Below are 16,140 nucleotides of genomic sequence, written 5' to 3'. Positions count from 1 at the left end.
TGAGGAGGTGTGCGTTGGTTACACCAAGCGCCGGCAAAAAGGAAACGGTGCGAGGCGGGCGATCGGCCCGGTTTTGCGGTAGGCCGTCCTTCGTCACGCCTGCCACGCCGCCTGCAGCAGGCGCTGCTTCAGGCGTGGGGCGGCGAAGTCGAGGAACGCGCGCAGCTTCACCGGCAGCAGCCCTTGGCCGGCGTGGACGAGGCTCACCGGCCATGGCTCGGGCTCGAACTCCTGCAGCACGGGGCGCAGCGTACCCGACCGAACCGCGGCGGCGATCTGGTAGGAAAGCAGCCTCGTCACGCCGACGCCAGCAATCGCCGCATCGATTGCCGCCTCAGCGGTGTTGACCCGTAACCTGGAGCGGACCGGTACGGTGAATTCGGCCTTGCCGGTGGCGAAACTCCAGGCGGAGGCGTTGAGCCCTTCGAAGGTGATCGCACTGTGTGCTGCAAGCTCCTGCGGCGTTTTCGGCGTGCCGTGCTCGGCGAGATAGGCCGGGCTCGCGCAAACGACGCGGCGGATCGAACCCAGGCGGACGGCGACCAGGCTCGAATCGGCAAGGGCGCCGATGCGGATGGCGAGATCGATGTGCTCTTCGACCAACTGGGTTATCCGGTCGGCGAGTGTCAGCCGCACACTTACGTCGGGGTAGGCGGCGAGAAAGGCGGTGACGACCGGCAGCACATGCAGGCGGCCGAAGACGATCGGCGCGGTGACGATCAGTTCGCCGGTCGGGGCGCTGTACTCGCCGGCGGCTATTCGCTCGGCCTCGCCGACCTCGTCGAGAATGCGACGACAGGCGGCGAGATAGGCGTGGCCGGCATCGGTCAGCGACAGCTGCCGCGCCGAGCGGTTCAACAGCCGTGTCTTCAGGTGCCTTTCCAGGTCCGAAACCTTGCGGCTGACCGTCGTCAGCGGAATGCCGAAGCGACGCCCGGCAGCCGAAAGGCTGCCTGTCTCCGCCGCGGCAACGAAAAGCGACATGGAGTGGAGGCGATCCATAACTTTCCCGAAAAAATTGGCCCTTCCGAAGAATGGAAGGACGCATCGCAGATATGGCATCTGCTTCTCGAAGATGGAAGTATCTACTTTTCGGTGAGTAATGCAGCGTAGCTCGGCAGTTGAGGAGGGTATTCATGAACGCTCACACCAGCGATGTTGCCTTCACACCGACGGTGAAGGCGATCCAAGCCCGCAAGGGCTCGCGCCAGGCCTATGCCCGTGTTGAGGAGCGTGGTGGCTGGCAGGCGGCAATCACGCCCGATCTCGCCGCCTTCATCGAGGCGCAGACCAGCGTCTTCCTGTCGACCGCCAATGCTGACGGGCAGCCTTACATCCAGCATCGCGGCGGGCCTGCCGGTTTCCTCAAGGTGCTCGACGAACGGACGATCGGCTTTGCCGATTTTTCCGGCAACAGGCAGTTCATCACCCAAGGCAATCTCAGCGACAACCCACAGGCTTTCCTGTTCCTCATCGATTATGCCCACCGGCAGCGCATCAAGATCTGGGGCACAGCGCAGGTCGTCGAGGGCGATGCCGAACTGATGGCAAAGCTGATGCCGCAAGACTACAAAGCGCGACCCGAACAGGTCATCCTGTTTACCGTTTCTGCCTGGGATTCCAATTGCTCACAGCACATCCCGCAGCGTTTCGAAGCGGCCGATGTGGCGGCGGCTCTGGCCGAACGCGACAGGCGTATAGAACGGCTCGAGCAGGAGATCGCGCGCTTGCGCTCGGGTGCAACAGCCAGGGAATAAAAACTGCCGGTGCCGTTCAGTTTCCGCCCGCGGCGTCGGCCAGCGTGACGCTGTTGGGCGGTTGCTTCACCGGCATGATGCCACGCGCCAGCGCCAGCAGGTATTTGCTGTATTCGGTGAACAGCACGCGCAGCGCTTCCGGCTTGGTCAGCCAGCCGCCATTCCCGAGGTTGGTGTTGACCACCGGATAGGGTTCAAGCCTGGCGCCGCGTAGCAGCCGGCCCATTTCCAGCAGGCTGCGCGGCATGTGATAATTGTTGGTGACGAGGATGACCGTGCCGTAGGCATGGTCCTCGACCCATTTGGCGCTTTCCTCGGCATTGCCGATCGTGTCGAGCGCGGCGCGGTCGATGTCTACGCAGCAGGAAAACAGCCTCTTGTCGCCGCCGGTCGCGGCTTGAAGCTGGCGGCGGCTGGCGGAAGGATGGACGCCGCTGATCAGAAGCCGCTCGCCCTTGCCGGACGCAAGCAGGCCCATCGCGGCGTCGAGGCGCGACTGACCGCCGGTCAGCACGATGATAGCGTCGGCCCTTGCCGGATTGGCGGGCGTCGTCAGACGGCTGACGGTGTTGGCGAACCAGCCGAAGCCGGCGACAAACAGCGCCACAAGGGCGAGCAGAACGAGGGCCGAAAGTCGCAAGGAGCGGGCTGCCAGCAGCCGCCCGTGTTTGGCGAACTGATCCGGCTTGGCAAATTCATCAGGCCCGGCGAATTCATGCGGACGCGCAACCAGCACTGGCATGCACCCAGCGGTATCGGTCGAGTCCCGAACGTCCATCATGAAATGGTTAACCCCGAAATACGGCCTTTGGTAGGAAAAAAATGCAATTTTCGTGACGATGCGTTTTCATCCGTGATCGATCTTTCCTTTAGCCGGCGTCCGGCTGGCGAATGTCGATGTCGCTGAGATAGGTAACCACGGTGAAATGGGAGGTTGCCGCGGTCAGCGCGCCGATCACCAGCACCATGACAGCGACCCCGAGATAACCCGCCGAGCCGATGGCGAAATTGCCGAACAGGGCGGTCGCCTGGTCGGCCTGCGGCGTTGCCATGTTGCGTGACGACCACCAGGAGAAGACGATGAAGACGAGGATTGCCGCGGCGCCGCCCGCCGCGGCGCCCTTCATGCCGGTGACCAGAAAATGCCGGCGGAATTCGCGCGCGATGAAGCGCGCCTCGGCGCCGACGAAATGCAGCACCTCGATGATGTGGCCGTTGCCGGCCATGGCGCCGCGCGTCGCGAACACCACGGTCAGCACCGTCGCCGACAGCATCAGCGCCAGCACTGCGAGACCGATCGTTACCGTGGTGCGGGCCATGGTGACCAGCCGGTCGACCCAGGTGCGATGATCGTCGAGCGATGCACTCGGCAGCTTCGGCGTGGTCGCCGCGCGCAGTGCGGCGAAATCGGGCGGACTGTTCTCGTCGATGGTGATGATGATCAGGCGCGGCACCGGCAGCTCATCGATGTTCAGGCCCGAGCCCAACCAAGGCTCGAGCAGCCGGGCCGTTGCTTCGCGGTCGACGATCCTGGCGCTTTTCACGCCAGGGAATTCGCCGGCGATCTGCGAGGCCAGCGCAAGCGCGGCCTCCATGTCGAGGCCGTCGACCGGCTTGATCTGGATGGTCGCCTCGCGCGAGATCTGGTTCTCCCAGACCGAGGCGGTGTCACGCACCAGCGTGACTGCGCCAAACGTCAGGCAGGACAGAAACGTCATGATGGCGATGACCAGCACCAGCGCCCGGCCGGCGATGTTCTGCGCCGGCACGATCGGCGCCATCTTGCGCTGGACGCGGGGCTTGGCCGCTGCGGCGTCGTGACCCTCGAAATGTTCGACGGAGAGCTCAGTCATAGATGTCCAGCCTTCCGCCGGCCAGGATCATGCGCCGTGCGTCGACCTGTTCCATCAGGCCGAGGTCGTGCGTGGCGATCACCACGGCAGTGCCCAGCCGGTTGAGCTCGATGAACAGCCGCAGCAAGCGTCGTGCCAGCGGTGGATCGACATTGCCGGTCGGCTCATCGGCGAGCAGGATCTCGGGCTGCTCGATCAACGCACGGGCGATCGCGGCGCGCTGCTTCTCGCCGCCAGACAGCACCGGCGGCAGCACATGCATGCGTTCGCCGAGGCCGACCCATTTCAGCAGCTCGGTGACGTCGGTGCGGTAGGTCGCCTCCTCGCGGCCGCGCACGCGCAGCGGCAATGCCACGTTCTCGTAGGTGGTCATATGGTCGAGCAGGCGAAAATCCTGGAACACCACCCCGATGCGGCGCCTCAGATGCGGCAATTCGGTGCGCGAGATGCGCGAGCGGTCCTTGCCGAAGATGGTGATCAGGCCGCGCGTCGGCTTCAGCGACATGAACAGAAGCCGCAGCAACGTCGTCTTGCCGGCGCCTGAAGGTCCGCTCAGGAACTGAAAGGAGCGCTCCGGAATGTGCAAGGAGATGTCGCGGAGGATCTCCGGACCCATGCCATAGCGGAGGCCGACATTTTCGAAGCGGATCACTTTCGACGACCTGAAATTCTCGGCGGCAAGATGCCAGCCCTTTCTGTGGAAAGACCATCGGCCGGCATGGTTAACCGACGGTTAATTTGGGGGCTTTTCAAACGAGTCACAGGGGTTCCGGTGGGGAAGCGTTAACCATTTCCGTTTACCCAAAAGAAACGAACAGCGAACAGGTGCCGTAGTGTTGGGCCACGATGGCTGAGGATCGAACCGCGCGCCCGGTTTCCGGCGAAATCATGACCGATCCGGCCGCCGAGCCGGAACGCATCATGCGCGACGTGACCGCCGACGTCATCGATGCCGATTATGAGGTGCTGCCCCGCCATTTTACGAGTCCAGACTTTGCACCGCCGCCTGCGCGCATGATTTCTACGCCTTCGTTCGAAGGCATGGACATGTTGCGCAAGCCCGAAACCGCCGTCGAACGGCCGTTGTGGGTGCACGGTGGGCCGATCTTCTGGATTGCCGGCGTCGGTGCCGCCTTTGCCGCCTTCTGGATTTCGGGCGGCCATGCGCTGGTTCGTTAGAACGGCACCAGAAAATCAACAGGTCACCAGATAAACGATTCGCGACGCGCTGGAGACCGTTCGCGGCGCCCTGCCAAAGTTTGGCCTTGCCAGACGGCTCGACATGCCTAGAAACGGGGTTGAAGACCGTTTTCGGTCAGCTTCGCCTACAAGGCGATCATTTCTGGAAAGGCGGCCAATGCCAGTTGTGCGCGGCAAGGACATCGAAGTCCTGTTTTCGGCGTCCGCCATCGCGCGGCGGAATCTGGAACTTGCCAAGGAGATTGCCGGGCACGACTACCACGACCTTCTGGTAATCTCGGTGCTGAAGGGATCATTCATCTTCGCCGCCGATCTTATCCGTGCCATGCACGATGTCGGCCTGTCGCCGGAGGTTGAGTTCATCTTCATCTCGAGCTATGGCGCCGGGACAACCAGCGGTGAGGTGAGGGTGCTGCGCGACATCGACAACGAGGTCGCCGGCCGCGATGTGCTTCTCATCGACGACATCCTCGAATCCGGCAAGACGCTGAGCTTCACCCGCGACCTCATGCTGTCGCGCGGCGCGAGGAGCTGTGCCATCGCCGTGCTGCTCGACAAGCGCATGCGCCGCCAGACCACGCTCAACGCCGACTATGTCGGCTTCGACTGCCCCGATTATTTCGTCGTCGGTTATGGCATGGACGTCGCCCACGCGTTTCGCGAATTGCCGTTCGTCGGCATCGTCAAGGGCGACGCTTGAGGCCTTTTGATAATTCTACTCCGGCGGCCACCTGACGCAGTGTTCTGCGCTTCCTGCAGCGCAGCGCGTCCTTTGGACGCGCAAAGGACGCTGTAGCACTTTTGATTTTGCGCATGATCCTTTCCGAAACCGAAACCGATTTCGGGATCGTGCGCGAAGCTCCCGGACTCGAACGTCCGCTCCGCTCCGGTTCTCGAAAACCACGCCATCTGACTCGCCGGAGCGAATTCTGAAAAGGCCTCATCGACCCTCAGCGCCTTCAGGAAACATCAACTTTTCCTCGCCAAATATCCTGCCCATGGCAAAGCTCCTGATCGTCGAGGACGATGAATCCGTCCGCACCCTCGCCGCCCGTGCGCTCGAACGCGCCGGGCATAATGTCACTATTGCCGCCGACGGCGCGCACGGTCTTTCTCTGATTAGGGCGGCGCAAGGGGGCTACGACCTTGTGCTGTCCGACATCCGCATGCCGGAGATGGACGGCATCGAGATGGCCAAGGCGGCAGCGGCGCTGTTCCCGGCGATGAAGATCATGCTGATGACCGGCTTTGCCGATCAGCGCGAGCGCGCCGAGGAATTGGACGGCGTTATTCTCGATGTCGTGCAAAAGCCGTTCACGCTGGCTGAAATTCGCGCCCGTGTCGACCAGGCGCTCGCCTGCTTCGCCTAAAGCCCAAGGCCGACGGCCTTCAGGCAGGGTCGCAGGTCGCAGCGATGGCTGGCGCGCCGCTCCGGCGCCGGCTGGCATTGAGCGCAAACAGGCCGGCGCCGATGATGAGGGCTGCGCCGGCCGCCGTCGCTGGTCGCGGCACTTCGGCAAAAAACAGAAAACCCCATAGCGGCGACCAGATGATACCGGTGTATTCGAAGGTGGCGACGCTGTTGGCGGGCGCCAGCCGATAGGCCTGCGACAACAGGATCATGCCGGCCGAGGCAACGAAGCCGCATGCCCCCATCTTGAGGAGATCCGGCGTCGTCGGCCACACCCATGGCCGGACGAGGAATTCGAGGCTCGGATGCATGGCGTGGTCTATGCCTGCCAGCCAAAACAATGCCGCCACCAAGGCGGCGCCGACCAGATAGGCGCCGTTCTGATAGAACGCCATGGCAGTCGAGGATTCGGTGTCGCCGATCTTGCGTGCCATCAGCTGCGAGAAACCGTAAAGCAGAGCCGAACCTAGCGACAGCAGCGCTGCCCAGTCGAACAAGCCGGCGCCCGGGCGCACCATCACCAGCACGCCGAGCATGCCGACCAGGACGGTGGCGAGCGCCTGCCAGGACACGCGTTCGCCGAGATAGGGGCCAGCCAGCGCCATGATGAACAGCGGCGCCATGAAATAGAGCGCCACCGCGTCAGCCAGCGGCAGCGCGGCGATTGCCAGATAGTAGGCTGTGTAGGAGGTGAACTGGATGAAGGCGCGCATCGTAAGCATGCCGAACCGCTTCGACAGGATCGCCTGCAGTCCGACATCGGCGTGGACCAGGAAAACCAGGATCGGCAGGGCGACTATCGAGCGGATCGCCATCACCTCGGTGACGGGATAGCGGCTCGACACCGCCTTGACCAGCGGATCCTGCAGCGAAAAGACCAGCACGCCGAGACAGAGGCTGAGGATGCCGAGCACAAGCCGATTCTGCATAGGCGCTCCGGTCTCCCGCGTGCGCGGCCGAAAGCAGGCCTGCATCCGGGCAAAAAGAACCCGCCACCGTTTCGGGCAGCGGGTACGAGTGAGGACTTTTGATTGGTCCGCGGCCGATTTCGCGGCCGCATATCCAATGGGTGAGGCGACTATCGTCCGCCGTTTGACATGTTGCAAACGAATTGGAATGATGCCAGCAATCAGATTTTCTTATGGTGGGCACATGCGACCCAATCTCGACAGCGACCTCTTGCGCACCTTCGTCGCGGTCGCCGACACCGGCAATTTCACCAAGGCGGCGGAGCGGGCCGGCCGCACCCAGTCGGCGGTCTCGATGCAGATGAAGAAGCTCGAAAGCATGGTCGGCGACAGCCTGTTCGAGCGCGGCTCGCGTGGTGTGGCGCTGACGCGGCGCGGCGGCGAGCTCATTGCCAACGCGAGGCGCATCGTTTCGCTGCTCGACGAGACGGCGGCATCGATGGTCGCGGCGCCGCTTGGCGGGCCGGTGCGCATCGGCATCCCGGAGGAATATGGCCACGCGATTCTGTCGCGCGCGCTCGGTGCCTTTGCCAAGCGCCATCCTCAGGTCGACATCACGGTCCGCTACGCGCATTCCGGTGCGCAGATCGCGGCGCTCGCCGCCGGCGAGCTCGATCTGGCGGTGGTGTTCGAATGGCAGGATCTCTCGGGCGGTGAGGTGCTGATGCATGATCCGACCGTATGGGTGACGTCGGAGCTGCATCACATGCATGAGGAGCGGCCGGTGCCGATCGCGCTCTACAACCGTGCCGGCTGGTGCAAGGATTTCGCGATAAAGTCGCTGGAACAGCGCGGTCTCGCCTATCGTATCGCCTACACCAGCGACACCAATGGCGGCCTGCGGCTCGCCGTCACCTCCGGGTTGGCGATTGCGCCGATCTCGCGCAGCAACATCCCGGCCGGCTGCCGCGAACTTACGGCCGCGGACGGGTTCGGCGACATCGATTCCTCGAACGTGGTGCTGCGGCGCAATCCGAACGCTTCCGGCGAGGCGATCGACGGCATGGAAGAGGCGATCCGCGAGGCGTTCACCAACCGTTAAACACGTCGCTCGGTCCGGCGATAGCAGCCACCACGGAGGACCGCGCACGGCGATCTTCCAAAAATGTAGAGTGCAGCCTTACTTCAGCTCCAGCAACCGCTCCAGATAGCTGCGCTCGATATCAGGGCTGAGCGCGTTGCCGAGCCGCTTGCGGATTGCCTCGAGGATCTGGCGGGCGCGCTGCACGTCGATCTCGTCAGGCACCCTCACCGAACTTCCGTCATCGGGACCCTCGCTGGTGCGGGGCCGCCCGAGCGGGTCACGGTCGGCATTCTGCTGGCGTCCGCCCTGCCCGTTGCCGCCCTGGTCGCCTTGCATCGCTTGCAATTGCTTCATCATATCCTTGGCGCCCCTGCGCAAGGCTTCCAATGCGCGGCCCTGGTGACCGACGGCTTGGTCGCCCTCGCCCTCGCCGAGCGCCTGTTCGGCATTGCCCATGGATTTGCCGGCTTCGCCAAACCCCTCATTGGGGTCGAGGCCCATGCCTTCGAGGCCCTTCCTCAATTGATCGAGCTCGCTCTGCAGCTTGCCCTGGCCTTCCTGCAATTGCTTCAGCGCATCGGCAAATTCCTGCGGCGTCATCGGCTTCGGCCGGCCGAGCGGATCGCGGTCGTCGCCCGGGCTGGGCTTGCCCTCTTCGCCCATCGGGCCTTGCTCACCGTTCTCACCGAGTTGCTCGTCGCGGTTCTGCCCGCGCTGTTGCTGGCCGCGCTGCATCTGGTCCATGCGGAAAGTGTCGTTCATCATCTCCTGCTGGCGCCGCATGATCTCGCCCAGCTTGTCCATCTGCTGGCGCATCTCGCTATCCTGCTGGCCGCCTTGCTGCTGGCGGCCTGCCTGCAGATTGTTCATCATGTCCTGCAGCTCCGACAGCAATTGCTGCGCCTGGTCGCGATTGCCGGATTTTGCCAGGTTCTCGATCTGGTCCATCATGCGGTCGATGTCGCTCTGGCGCAGCTCCTGGCCGTTCTGCTGCATCTGCGGCGCATTCGGATTCTGCTGCGCCCGCGCCGCGAATTCCTGCAGGAACTGGTTCATCGCCTCGCGCAGTTCCTTCATCGCCTTCTCGATCTCTTGGTCGCTGGCGCCATTCTTGATCGCATCCTGCAGCGCCTGCTGCGCCTGGCGCAGCCGCTTCTCGGCCGCCGACAGATTGCCTTCCTCGATGCCGAGCGCGATCTCCCAGAGGTAAGCGACCTCGTCGCGCAACTGGTCGTCGCTGTCGGCCATCTTCAGCCGGGTGCGGGCGCTCATGATGGCGAGGTAGTGCGCCATATTGTCGAACGTGTCTTCCGGCCTGAGCGTGATCGCATCCATCAGGTCGAGCACGCGGTCCTTGGCATAGGCATCGAGCGCCAGTATGCGGCGCTGCTCGACCACGGCCCGCGCCAAGGGGTTGGAGAATGGCCGCTCCGGCATCACCAGCGTCTTGGTTTCGCTGGTCGCCGTGTGTCCGGCGCCGTCGGTGGCGACAAGCGACAGCTTGACGTTGCCACCGGCCCAGACATGGTCGGTCAGATCCTTCGTCGTTTTGGCGGCATTGGCCTTGCCGCCGCGGCGCGGCAACGTCAGCGGCATATCCGGCGGGCCATAGAGCGGATGCGCGTTGGGCACCTGCGGGTCGGCTAATGCGAAAACCGCCTTGGCGGAGGCCGCGCCATAGTCGTCGTCGATCTGGTAGTTGAGTTCGAAGGCGCCGTTGACGGCGCGTTTCGGCTCACCGACAAAGCGGATCTGCGGCGGCTTGTCGGGGATTATGGCGAAGGCCCAGCGGCCGAGCTCGCCGTCGCCGGATTGCAGCGTCAGCATGCCGTCGGCCGTCAACTTGCCGCTGAACTGGCGCACGGTGGAAGGCGTTGCCGTATTTGCCTCTGGCTTGGCTTGCGGCCCGGTCGGATCGATGGCGCGGGTGTTGCCGCCGGCGTCGGCGTAGCTCAGCGTTTCCTCGCCCGAACCGCCGGTGACGCGCAGCGACACGTCGCTGCCCTCCGGAACGGTGAAGGTCGGCGCCGCTTGATTGGCACTGTTGGCAAGGACAGGGGCGTTGAGGAATACCGGCGGCCTGCCGGTATAGGCCGGTGGCGTCACCCAGGCATCAATGCGCGGCGGCACGACGTCGCGCGCGGCACGGGCAACAAACCCGTCAGTCAGCTTGCCGCCCGACGGCCCGAAGGAGAAGGCAAAGGCGGTGACCAACAAAAGCGCCGCAACGGCGCGCAACGCCCACGGGTCATGCTCGGGGACGCGCGTGCGCGGCACGTCGCCGCCAAGCTCGCCCAGCCGGTCCGCCATGCGCCGCTGATGCTCGCGCCACAGGGCTCGCGAAAAAATGCTTTCCTTGCCGCTCGGGCGATCGGTCTGGACCTGCACCGGGCTGTGCAGCAACCGGTTGGCCGCCTCGATGCGGCGGTCGACCTCGGCACTGGATGGCGTGCGGAAGAAACGCAATGGATAGAGTGCGGCAAGCGCTGCGACGCCGAATGCCGTGATGAGACCGAATCGCGCTAAATCGGGCAAAAGCGGGAACAGACCGAGCCACGAGATACTGAGAAACAGGCTGGCGACGATGATCAGCGGCAGCAGCAACGGCCAGCCGCGCTCGACGATTATCGAGACCTGCGTCGCCAGCCGGCTCAAGGCAAGGCGCCCGGCCAGGCTGCGATCGCTGGTAAAGACGGGTCGTTGCGTCATCGGCCCTTCCTGGCCGGGCGGGATAGCCCGGACCTCACGAGTCTATCGCATGGGCCCGAAAAGTCGATTTTCGGGAAGCACGATGCGAAGACCCAAAATCTTAGCGCATACGTCGTGCATTCAGGCGGCTGCACGTCGCCCTAAGGATACCAACAAACACGGCGAAGGCGAGGCGGTTCCCCAAAACGTGAACAATAATGCCCCGGATATTGTCAAAATTTCGCTGGATTGGCGTTTGCGCCGCAGACCAGAACGGCAACGCGCTCGCCCACAGCCGGCCTGTAGCGGCCGGACAGGAGCGCCGCGAAGGCCGCCGCACCGCCCGGCTCGGAGATGATTCGCACCCGGTCCCACAGCGCCGCCTGGGCGGCGATAATGTCGTCGTCGCCGACGAGGATCGAGCGCTCGACGAACGCCTCGGCGATAGGAAACATCATTTCGCCGACACGCTTCGGCGCGAGCGAATCGGCGGCGATGCCCTCGGTTGGGGCATCGACAGGCCGGCCCGCCTCGAAAGCGCGGTGTAGCGTCGGCGCACCCTCCGGCTCGACGGCAATGATCCTGATGCGGCCGGAAAACCAAGCGGCGATGCCGCCGATCAAGCCGCCGCCGCCGACAGCGACCAGCAGCGTGTCGAGCTTCGGCAGGTCGGCCTCGATTTCGAGGCCGAGCGTACCTTGCCCGACCAGCGTCTCCTCCTGGTTGAAGGCGTGGATCTGCAGCGCGCCGGATTTTTCGGCGAAGCTCTCGCTGGCGCCCAGCGCCTCGGCATAACGGGCGCCGCCGACGATCAGCTCGGCGCCGTAGCCGCGGATGCGGTCCAGCTTGGCCGGCGGGCTCACTTCGGGAACAAAGATGGTCGCCTTATGGCCGAGCCGCATGGCGGCATAGGCGACGGCGGCGCCGTGGTTGCCGCCCGATGCGGCGACGACGCCAGCTGCGGGAACCGGCCGTTCGAGGAGATTGGTGAACGCGCCACGCGCCTTGAACGAGCCGGAATGCTGCAGGCATTCGAGCTTCAGGTCGACAGGCAGAGGCGGGCGGCCGAAATCGGCCATGTCGACGCGCAGCACCGGCGTGTGGCGCACGAAGGGCCGGATGCGGGGTTCCATCGCCGCAATGCGCTCGCGGGTGATCGTGTGGCCATGCAGCATGCTTCACTCCCAGAGTTGACATTCAGAGTTGACATTACTTAGTAACTTGGCAAAGTGCCTAAATGCAAGAGGTCGACGTCTTCAAAGCGATTGCCAGCGAGCGCAGACTGCAGATCCTCGATTGGCTCAAGGACCCGCGCGCGCATTTTCCGCCGCAGGCGGACGGTGATCTGGTCGAGGACGGGGTCTGCGCTCTGCTGATCGCGGAAAAGCTGGGGATCACGCAGGCGACGCTCAGCGAGCATATGCGCGTACTCACCCAGGCAGGGCTTTTGCGCAGCAAGCGTATCAAGCAGTGGATATTCTATCGCCGGAACGAGGACAGGATCGCCGAGGCCAGGGCGCTCATCCAGCACCGGCTGTAGCGCTGCAAGGTATCTCTCAGGTCAACCAATCAGGCACCGAATCCAGCCCGATCAATTCGTCATAGGTCTGGCGCGGGCGCACGATGTGGAAGCGGTCGCCGTCGACCAGCACTTCCGGCACCAGCGGCCTGGTGTTGTAGGTGCCGGCCTGGACGGCGCCATAGGCGCCGGCGGTGGCGACAGCGATCAGGTCGCCGGCTTTCAGCCTGGGCAGGTCACGGTCGAGCCCGAGATAGTCGCCGGTCTCGCAGACCGGGCCGACAACGTCGACCTTCATGCGCGGTGCCGCGACCGGCTGCTGCACCACCGGCCTGATGTCGTGGAAGGCGTCGTAAAGGGTCGGCCGGATCAGATCGTTCATCGCTGCGTCGACGACGAGGAAGTTCTTGGCGTCGCCCTCCTTCACGAAGATGACCTCCGAGACCAGGATTCCGGCATTGCCGACGATCAGCCGGCCCGGCTCGAACATCACTTTCAGCCCGAGCTTGGCGACATGCTTCCTGACGATCTGGGCATAGGCTTCGGGCAAAGGCGGCGGGTTGTTGTCGACGCGGTAGGGAATGCCGAGGCCACCACCGACATCGATATGCTCAATGGCATGCCCGTCGGCACGCAACGCGCCGACCAGTTCCACCAGCAGCGCGAAGGCGTCGTCGAAGGGCTGCAATTCGGTGATCTGGCTGCCGATATGGGTATCTATGCCGGTGATCTTGATGCCCGGCAACTCAGCCGCGCGGGCATAAACCTTCCGCGCCTGCTGCCAGGGAATGCCGAACTTGTTCTCGGCCTTCCCAGTCGAAATCTTCTTGTGCGTCCTGGCGTCGACATCCGGGTTGATGCGCAGCGAGATCGGCGCGATCTTGCCCAGGGCGGTGGCGCGGGCCGACAGCAGCTCCAGCTCCGGTTCGGATTCGACGTTGAAACAGAGAATGCCGGCCGAGAGCGCAAAATCCATTTCGCGCGCGGTCTTGCCGACGCCTGAAAACAGGATCTTGCTTGCCGGAATGCCGGCGGCCAAAGCGCGGCGCAGTTCGCCTTCCGAGACCACGTCGGCGCCGGCGCCGAGCCTTGCCAGCACCTTCAACACAGCCTGGTTGGAATTCGCCTTCATGGCATAGCAGACGAGGGCGTCGAGCCCGGCAAAAGCTTCGGCAAAGACGCGAAAATGCCTGGTCAGCGTCGCCGTCGAATAGCAATAAAACGGCGTGCCGACACTGGCGGCGATATCTGATATTGCCACGTCCTCGGTATGCAGTACGCCGTCGCGGTAGTCGAAATGGTTCACGAGATCGGTCCGAAAATCAGAGCAGCGGGTCGAGGATGAATTTCTTGTCCTCGACAGGTTTTTCCGGCTCCGGCGGCAAAGGTTGCTTGGCCTTCTCGGCGTCCTTGCGCGCCTGCACGGCTGCCGCGTAAGGCGTATCGAGCGCAGCCTTCCTGCCGCAGGCCGCAACGGTCGCCATCGCCGCTAGCAGCGTCAGCGTCACCAAAATCCTGCTTCCGGTCATCGCGTCATCCGTCCGAAACTGTTGCCCGCAGCGCTTCTATCCGAGTTTTGCGGCCATTGCACCCCGCGTCTTACGCCTTGGCGAGCCGCTTTTTCCAGTAGCGGATCTGCTTGCGCACCTCGGACGGCGCGGTGCCGCCGAAGCTTGTGCGGCTCTTTACAGAATTCTGCACGGCCAGAACCGAAAACACGTCTGCGCTGATACCGAGGTGAATGGACTGCAAATCCTGCAGCGAAAGCCTGTCGAGCCCGACCTTCTTGTCCTCGGCCAGCGCCACCGCCCGGCCAGTGATATGGTGCGCCTCGCGGAACGGCAGGCCGAGCGTGCGTACCAGCCAGTCGGCGAGGTCGGTCGCAGTCGAATAGCCGGCGCCCGCCGCCTTTTTCATCGCGGCAGTGTTCACCGTCATGTCGCGCATCATGCCGGTCATCGCCGCCAGCATCAGGTCGAGCGTCTCTGCCGCGTCGAAGACGGATTCCTTGTCTTCCTGCATGTCCTTGCCATAGGTCAGCGGCATGCCCTTCATTACCGTCAGCAGGCCGACCAGATGGCCGGTGACACGGCCGGTCTTGCCGCGCACCAGTTCGGCGGCGTCGGGGTTCTTCTTCTGCGGCATGATCGACGAACCCGTCGAGAAGCTATCCGACAGCCTGACGAAACCGAATTGCGGCGTCGACCAGATGATGATCTCTTCGGCCAGCCGCGACAGATGTGTCGCGCAGATCGCCGCCAGCCCCAAGAATTCCAGCGCGAAATCGCGGTCCGAAACGCTGTCGAGCGAATTGCGCATCGGTTCGCGAAAACCAAGCGCCGTTGCCGTCTGGTGCCGGTCGATCGGAAAGCTGGTGCCGGCGAGGGCGGCCGCACCGAGCGGGCTTTCGTCCATCCGCTCGATCGCGTCGCGGGCGCGCGACAGGTCGCGCGCAAACATCTCGACATAGGCCATGCAGTGGTGGCCGAAGGTCACCGGCTGCGCCGCTTGCATGTGGGTGAAGCCCGGCATCACCGTTGCCGCATGCTCCTCGGCCCGGGCGAGGAACGCCGTGATCAGGCCTTTCAGCGCCTCGGCGACACGAAAGCACTCGTCCTTGACCCAGAGCCTGAGGTCGACCGCCACCTGGTCGTTGCGCGAGCGGGCAGTGTGCAGGCGGCCGGCGGCAGGGCCGATCAAATCGGCGAGGCGGGCCTCGACATTCATGTGGATGTCTTCCAGCCTGGTCGAGAACTCGAATGTGCCGGCCTCGATCTCTGCCAGGATCGTGTTCAGCCCGTGACTGATTTTTTCTTGATCGGCCGCCGAAATAATGCCCGTTTGCGCCAGCATCTCGCTATGGGCGATCGAGCCGCGAATGTCCTGGGCATAGAGTTTGCGGTCGAACGAGATCGACGCGTTGATCGCTTCCATGATTGCGGCCGGACCCGAGGCAAAACGTCCGCCCCACATCTGGTTGCTGGCCTTCTTGTCGCTCATCGCTATAACCCGTGCTCCGGAGCAGTTTTTGAAAAATGGCAGACGGCAATAGATTTTTCCCGGCTTTGCGTCTCATCCTCGCCGCTTTGGTTGCGGGCGTGCTGGCCGGCGCGGTCGCGGTATATGTCAGGGAAAGCGGTTCTGGCAATAACGCGCCCGCGCAAGTGGCCGCCGGCGGCGGCAATGACGACGTCGCCTGCGCCGCCAGGACCGACCATGCCAAGAAGATCGCCGCCGCCGCTACCGGTCAAGTCGCCGCGCTTTTGCCGGCGGATCCGCCGCAATCGCTGAAAAGCCTCGCCTTCAACGGCCCCGACGGCAAGCCGACGACGATCGCCGATCATGCCGGCAAGACGGTGCTGCTCAATCTGTGGGCAACATGGTGCGCACCTTGCCGCGCCGAAATGCCGGCGCTCGATGCACTGCAGAAGGAGATGGGCAGCGACGCGTTTCAGGTTGTTGCAGTCAACGTCGATGCCGGCGACGATACCAAGCCGAAGAAGTTCCTCGAGGACACCGGCGTCAAGGCGCTCGGCTATTATCGCGATGCCACCATGGCGCTGTTCAACGACGTCAAGACGCGCGGCCTGGCGCTCGGTCTGCCGGTCACCATGCTGATCGATGGGCAAGGCTGCCTGATCGCCCATATGAACGGCCCGGCCGAATGGTCGGGGCCGGATGCCAAGCGTCTGGTCGAGGCAGCGCTTCAGCCGGGATAGG

Annotated in this window: 17 protein-coding genes; 7 read left to right on the top strand and 10 right to left on the bottom strand. The window is 64.0% G+C overall.

Going from position 1 to position 16,140, the window contains the following annotated elements; translation table 11 throughout:
* Positions 1-93 precede the first annotated feature (93 nt).
* Complete coding sequence (locus NKH01_RS24755) at positions 94-1,002, bottom strand: LysR family transcriptional regulator (RefSeq protein ID WP_023721098.1); 909 nt, start codon at positions 1,000-1,002, stop codon at positions 94-96.
* A gap of 134 nt (positions 1,003-1,136) precedes the next feature.
* Here NKH01_RS24755 and NKH01_RS24750 point away from each other — a divergent pair, with 134 nt between their 5' ends.
* On the top strand, positions 1,137-1,757 hold the full coding sequence (locus tag NKH01_RS24750) for a pyridoxamine 5'-phosphate oxidase family protein (RefSeq protein ID WP_352515876.1): 621 nt from the start codon (positions 1,137-1,139) through the stop codon (positions 1,755-1,757).
* Between the two features lie 16 nt (positions 1,758-1,773).
* Here the strand turns inward: NKH01_RS24750 and NKH01_RS24745 are convergent, their stop codons facing one another.
* From NKH01_RS24745 to ftsE, 3 genes are all read right to left on the bottom strand, one after another.
* Complete coding sequence (locus tag NKH01_RS24745; protein WP_353022866.1) at positions 1,774-2,538, bottom strand: YdcF family protein; 765 nt, start codon at positions 2,536-2,538, stop codon at positions 1,774-1,776.
* An 88-nt stretch (positions 2,539-2,626) separates the two neighbouring features.
* Positions 2,627-3,610, bottom strand: a complete 984-nt coding sequence (locus tag NKH01_RS24740) for a cell division protein FtsX (protein WP_353022864.1) — start codon at positions 3,608-3,610, stop codon at positions 2,627-2,629.
* On the bottom strand, positions 3,603-4,262 hold the full coding sequence (gene ftsE, locus NKH01_RS24735) for a cell division ATP-binding protein FtsE (RefSeq protein WP_023677923.1): 660 nt from the start codon (positions 4,260-4,262) through the stop codon (positions 3,603-3,605). The genes NKH01_RS24740 and ftsE overlap by 8 nt, the downstream gene beginning before the upstream one ends.
* A gap of 236 nt (positions 4,263-4,498) precedes the next feature.
* Between ftsE and NKH01_RS24730 the strand changes: the two genes are divergently transcribed.
* From NKH01_RS24730 to NKH01_RS24720, 3 genes are all read left to right on the top strand, one after another.
* Complete coding sequence (locus NKH01_RS24730; RefSeq protein ID WP_353022862.1) at positions 4,499-4,789, top strand: hypothetical protein; 291 nt, start codon at positions 4,499-4,501, stop codon at positions 4,787-4,789.
* Between the two features lie 178 nt (positions 4,790-4,967).
* Complete coding sequence (gene hpt, locus NKH01_RS24725) at positions 4,968-5,510, top strand: hypoxanthine phosphoribosyltransferase (protein ID WP_254816654.1); 543 nt, start codon at positions 4,968-4,970, stop codon at positions 5,508-5,510.
* Between the two features lie 298 nt (positions 5,511-5,808).
* The gene (locus NKH01_RS24720) at positions 5,809-6,180 is read left to right on the top strand and encodes a response regulator (RefSeq protein ID WP_353022860.1); all 372 of its coding nucleotides are present in this window, start codon (positions 5,809-5,811) and stop codon (positions 6,178-6,180) included.
* A gap of 19 nt (positions 6,181-6,199) precedes the next feature.
* Here the strand turns inward: NKH01_RS24720 and NKH01_RS24715 are convergent, their stop codons facing one another.
* On the bottom strand, positions 6,200-7,150 hold the full coding sequence (locus tag NKH01_RS24715; RefSeq protein ID WP_353022858.1) for a DMT family transporter: 951 nt from the start codon (positions 7,148-7,150) through the stop codon (positions 6,200-6,202).
* A 223-nt stretch (positions 7,151-7,373) separates the two neighbouring features.
* Between NKH01_RS24715 and NKH01_RS24710 the strand changes: the two genes are divergently transcribed.
* Positions 7,374-8,231 (top strand): LysR substrate-binding domain-containing protein, encoded by an 858-nt coding sequence (locus NKH01_RS24710; RefSeq protein WP_353022856.1) that lies wholly within the window; start codon positions 7,374-7,376, stop codon positions 8,229-8,231.
* Between the two features lie 78 nt (positions 8,232-8,309).
* Here the strand turns inward: NKH01_RS24710 and NKH01_RS24705 are convergent, their stop codons facing one another.
* Together NKH01_RS24705 and NKH01_RS24700 are read right to left on the bottom strand one after the other, a co-directional pair.
* Entirely contained in the window at positions 8,310-10,922 is a 2,613-nt protein-coding gene (locus NKH01_RS24705; RefSeq protein ID WP_353022854.1) for a TIGR02302 family protein, read from the bottom strand.
* A gap of 212 nt (positions 10,923-11,134) precedes the next feature.
* Positions 11,135-12,076 carry a threonine/serine dehydratase gene (locus NKH01_RS24700; RefSeq protein WP_353022852.1) on the bottom strand — a complete coding sequence of 314 codons (942 nt, stop codon included), beginning with the start codon at positions 12,074-12,076 and terminating at the stop codon, positions 11,135-11,137.
* Between the two features lie 62 nt (positions 12,077-12,138).
* On the opposite strand from NKH01_RS24700, the gene NKH01_RS24695 reads away from it, so the two are divergent.
* Positions 12,139-12,441 (top strand): ArsR/SmtB family transcription factor, encoded by a 303-nt coding sequence (locus NKH01_RS24695; protein ID WP_352483516.1) that lies wholly within the window; start codon positions 12,139-12,141, stop codon positions 12,439-12,441.
* Between the two features lie 16 nt (positions 12,442-12,457).
* On the opposite strand, the gene lysA is transcribed toward NKH01_RS24695, so the two are convergent.
* The 3 genes from lysA to argH form a co-directional block, all read right to left on the bottom strand.
* Complete coding sequence (gene lysA / locus NKH01_RS24690; protein ID WP_353022850.1) at positions 12,458-13,726, bottom strand: diaminopimelate decarboxylase; 1,269 nt, start codon at positions 13,724-13,726, stop codon at positions 12,458-12,460.
* 16 nt (positions 13,727-13,742) lie between these two features.
* On the bottom strand, positions 13,743-13,949 hold the full coding sequence (locus NKH01_RS24685; protein WP_023677931.1) for a hypothetical protein: 207 nt from the start codon (positions 13,947-13,949) through the stop codon (positions 13,743-13,745).
* A gap of 70 nt (positions 13,950-14,019) precedes the next feature.
* Complete coding sequence (gene argH / locus NKH01_RS24680; RefSeq protein WP_352817700.1) at positions 14,020-15,420, bottom strand: argininosuccinate lyase; 1,401 nt, start codon at positions 15,418-15,420, stop codon at positions 14,020-14,022.
* 35 nt (positions 15,421-15,455) lie between these two features.
* On the opposite strand from argH, the gene tlpA reads away from it, so the two are divergent.
* Positions 15,456-16,139, top strand: coding sequence for a thiol:disulfide interchange protein TlpA (tlpA, locus tag NKH01_RS24675; protein WP_352817702.1), 684 nt, complete (start codon positions 15,456-15,458; stop codon positions 16,137-16,139).
* Position 16,140 lies beyond the last annotated feature (1 nt).

Origin of the sequence: Mesorhizobium sp. M1403, from assembly GCF_040317695.1 — a bacterium.
Taxonomy (GTDB): Bacteria; Pseudomonadota; Alphaproteobacteria; order Rhizobiales; family Rhizobiaceae; genus Mesorhizobium.
This window is presented reverse-complemented; position numbering and strand designations above follow the sequence as displayed.

Coding starts and splice junctions, on each gene's coding strand:
- NKH01_RS24755 (WP_023721098.1), bottom strand. CDS start 1,002: ATGGATCGCCTCCACTCCATGTCGCTTTTCGTTGCCGCGGCGGAGACA.
- NKH01_RS24750 (WP_352515876.1), top strand. CDS start 1,137: ATGAACGCTCACACCAGCGATGTTGCCTTCACACCGACGGTGAAGGCG.
- NKH01_RS24745 (WP_353022866.1), bottom strand. CDS start 2,538: ATGATGGACGTTCGGGACTCGACCGATACCGCTGGGTGCATGCCAGTG.
- NKH01_RS24740 (WP_353022864.1), bottom strand. CDS start 3,610: ATGACTGAGCTCTCCGTCGAACATTTCGAGGGTCACGACGCCGCAGCG.
- NKH01_RS24730 (WP_353022862.1), top strand. CDS start 4,499: ATGACCGATCCGGCCGCCGAGCCGGAACGCATCATGCGCGACGTGACC.
- hpt (WP_254816654.1), top strand. CDS start 4,968: ATGCCAGTTGTGCGCGGCAAGGACATCGAAGTCCTGTTTTCGGCGTCC.
- NKH01_RS24720 (WP_353022860.1), top strand. CDS start 5,809: ATGGCAAAGCTCCTGATCGTCGAGGACGATGAATCCGTCCGCACCCTC.
- NKH01_RS24715 (WP_353022858.1), bottom strand. CDS start 7,150: ATGCAGAATCGGCTTGTGCTCGGCATCCTCAGCCTCTGTCTCGGCGTG.
- NKH01_RS24710 (WP_353022856.1), top strand. CDS start 7,374: ATGCGACCCAATCTCGACAGCGACCTCTTGCGCACCTTCGTCGCGGTC.
- NKH01_RS24705 (WP_353022854.1), bottom strand. CDS start 10,922: ATGACGCAACGACCCGTCTTTACCAGCGATCGCAGCCTGGCCGGGCGC.
- NKH01_RS24700 (WP_353022852.1), bottom strand. CDS start 12,076: ATGCTGCATGGCCACACGATCACCCGCGAGCGCATTGCGGCGATGGAA.
- NKH01_RS24695 (WP_352483516.1), top strand. CDS start 12,139: ATGCAAGAGGTCGACGTCTTCAAAGCGATTGCCAGCGAGCGCAGACTG.
- NKH01_RS24685 (WP_023677931.1), bottom strand. CDS start 13,949: ATGACCGGAAGCAGGATTTTGGTGACGCTGACGCTGCTAGCGGCGATG.
- argH (WP_352817700.1), bottom strand. CDS start 15,420: ATGAGCGACAAGAAGGCCAGCAACCAGATGTGGGGCGGACGTTTTGCC.
- tlpA (WP_352817702.1), top strand. CDS start 15,456: ATGGCAGACGGCAATAGATTTTTCCCGGCTTTGCGTCTCATCCTCGCC.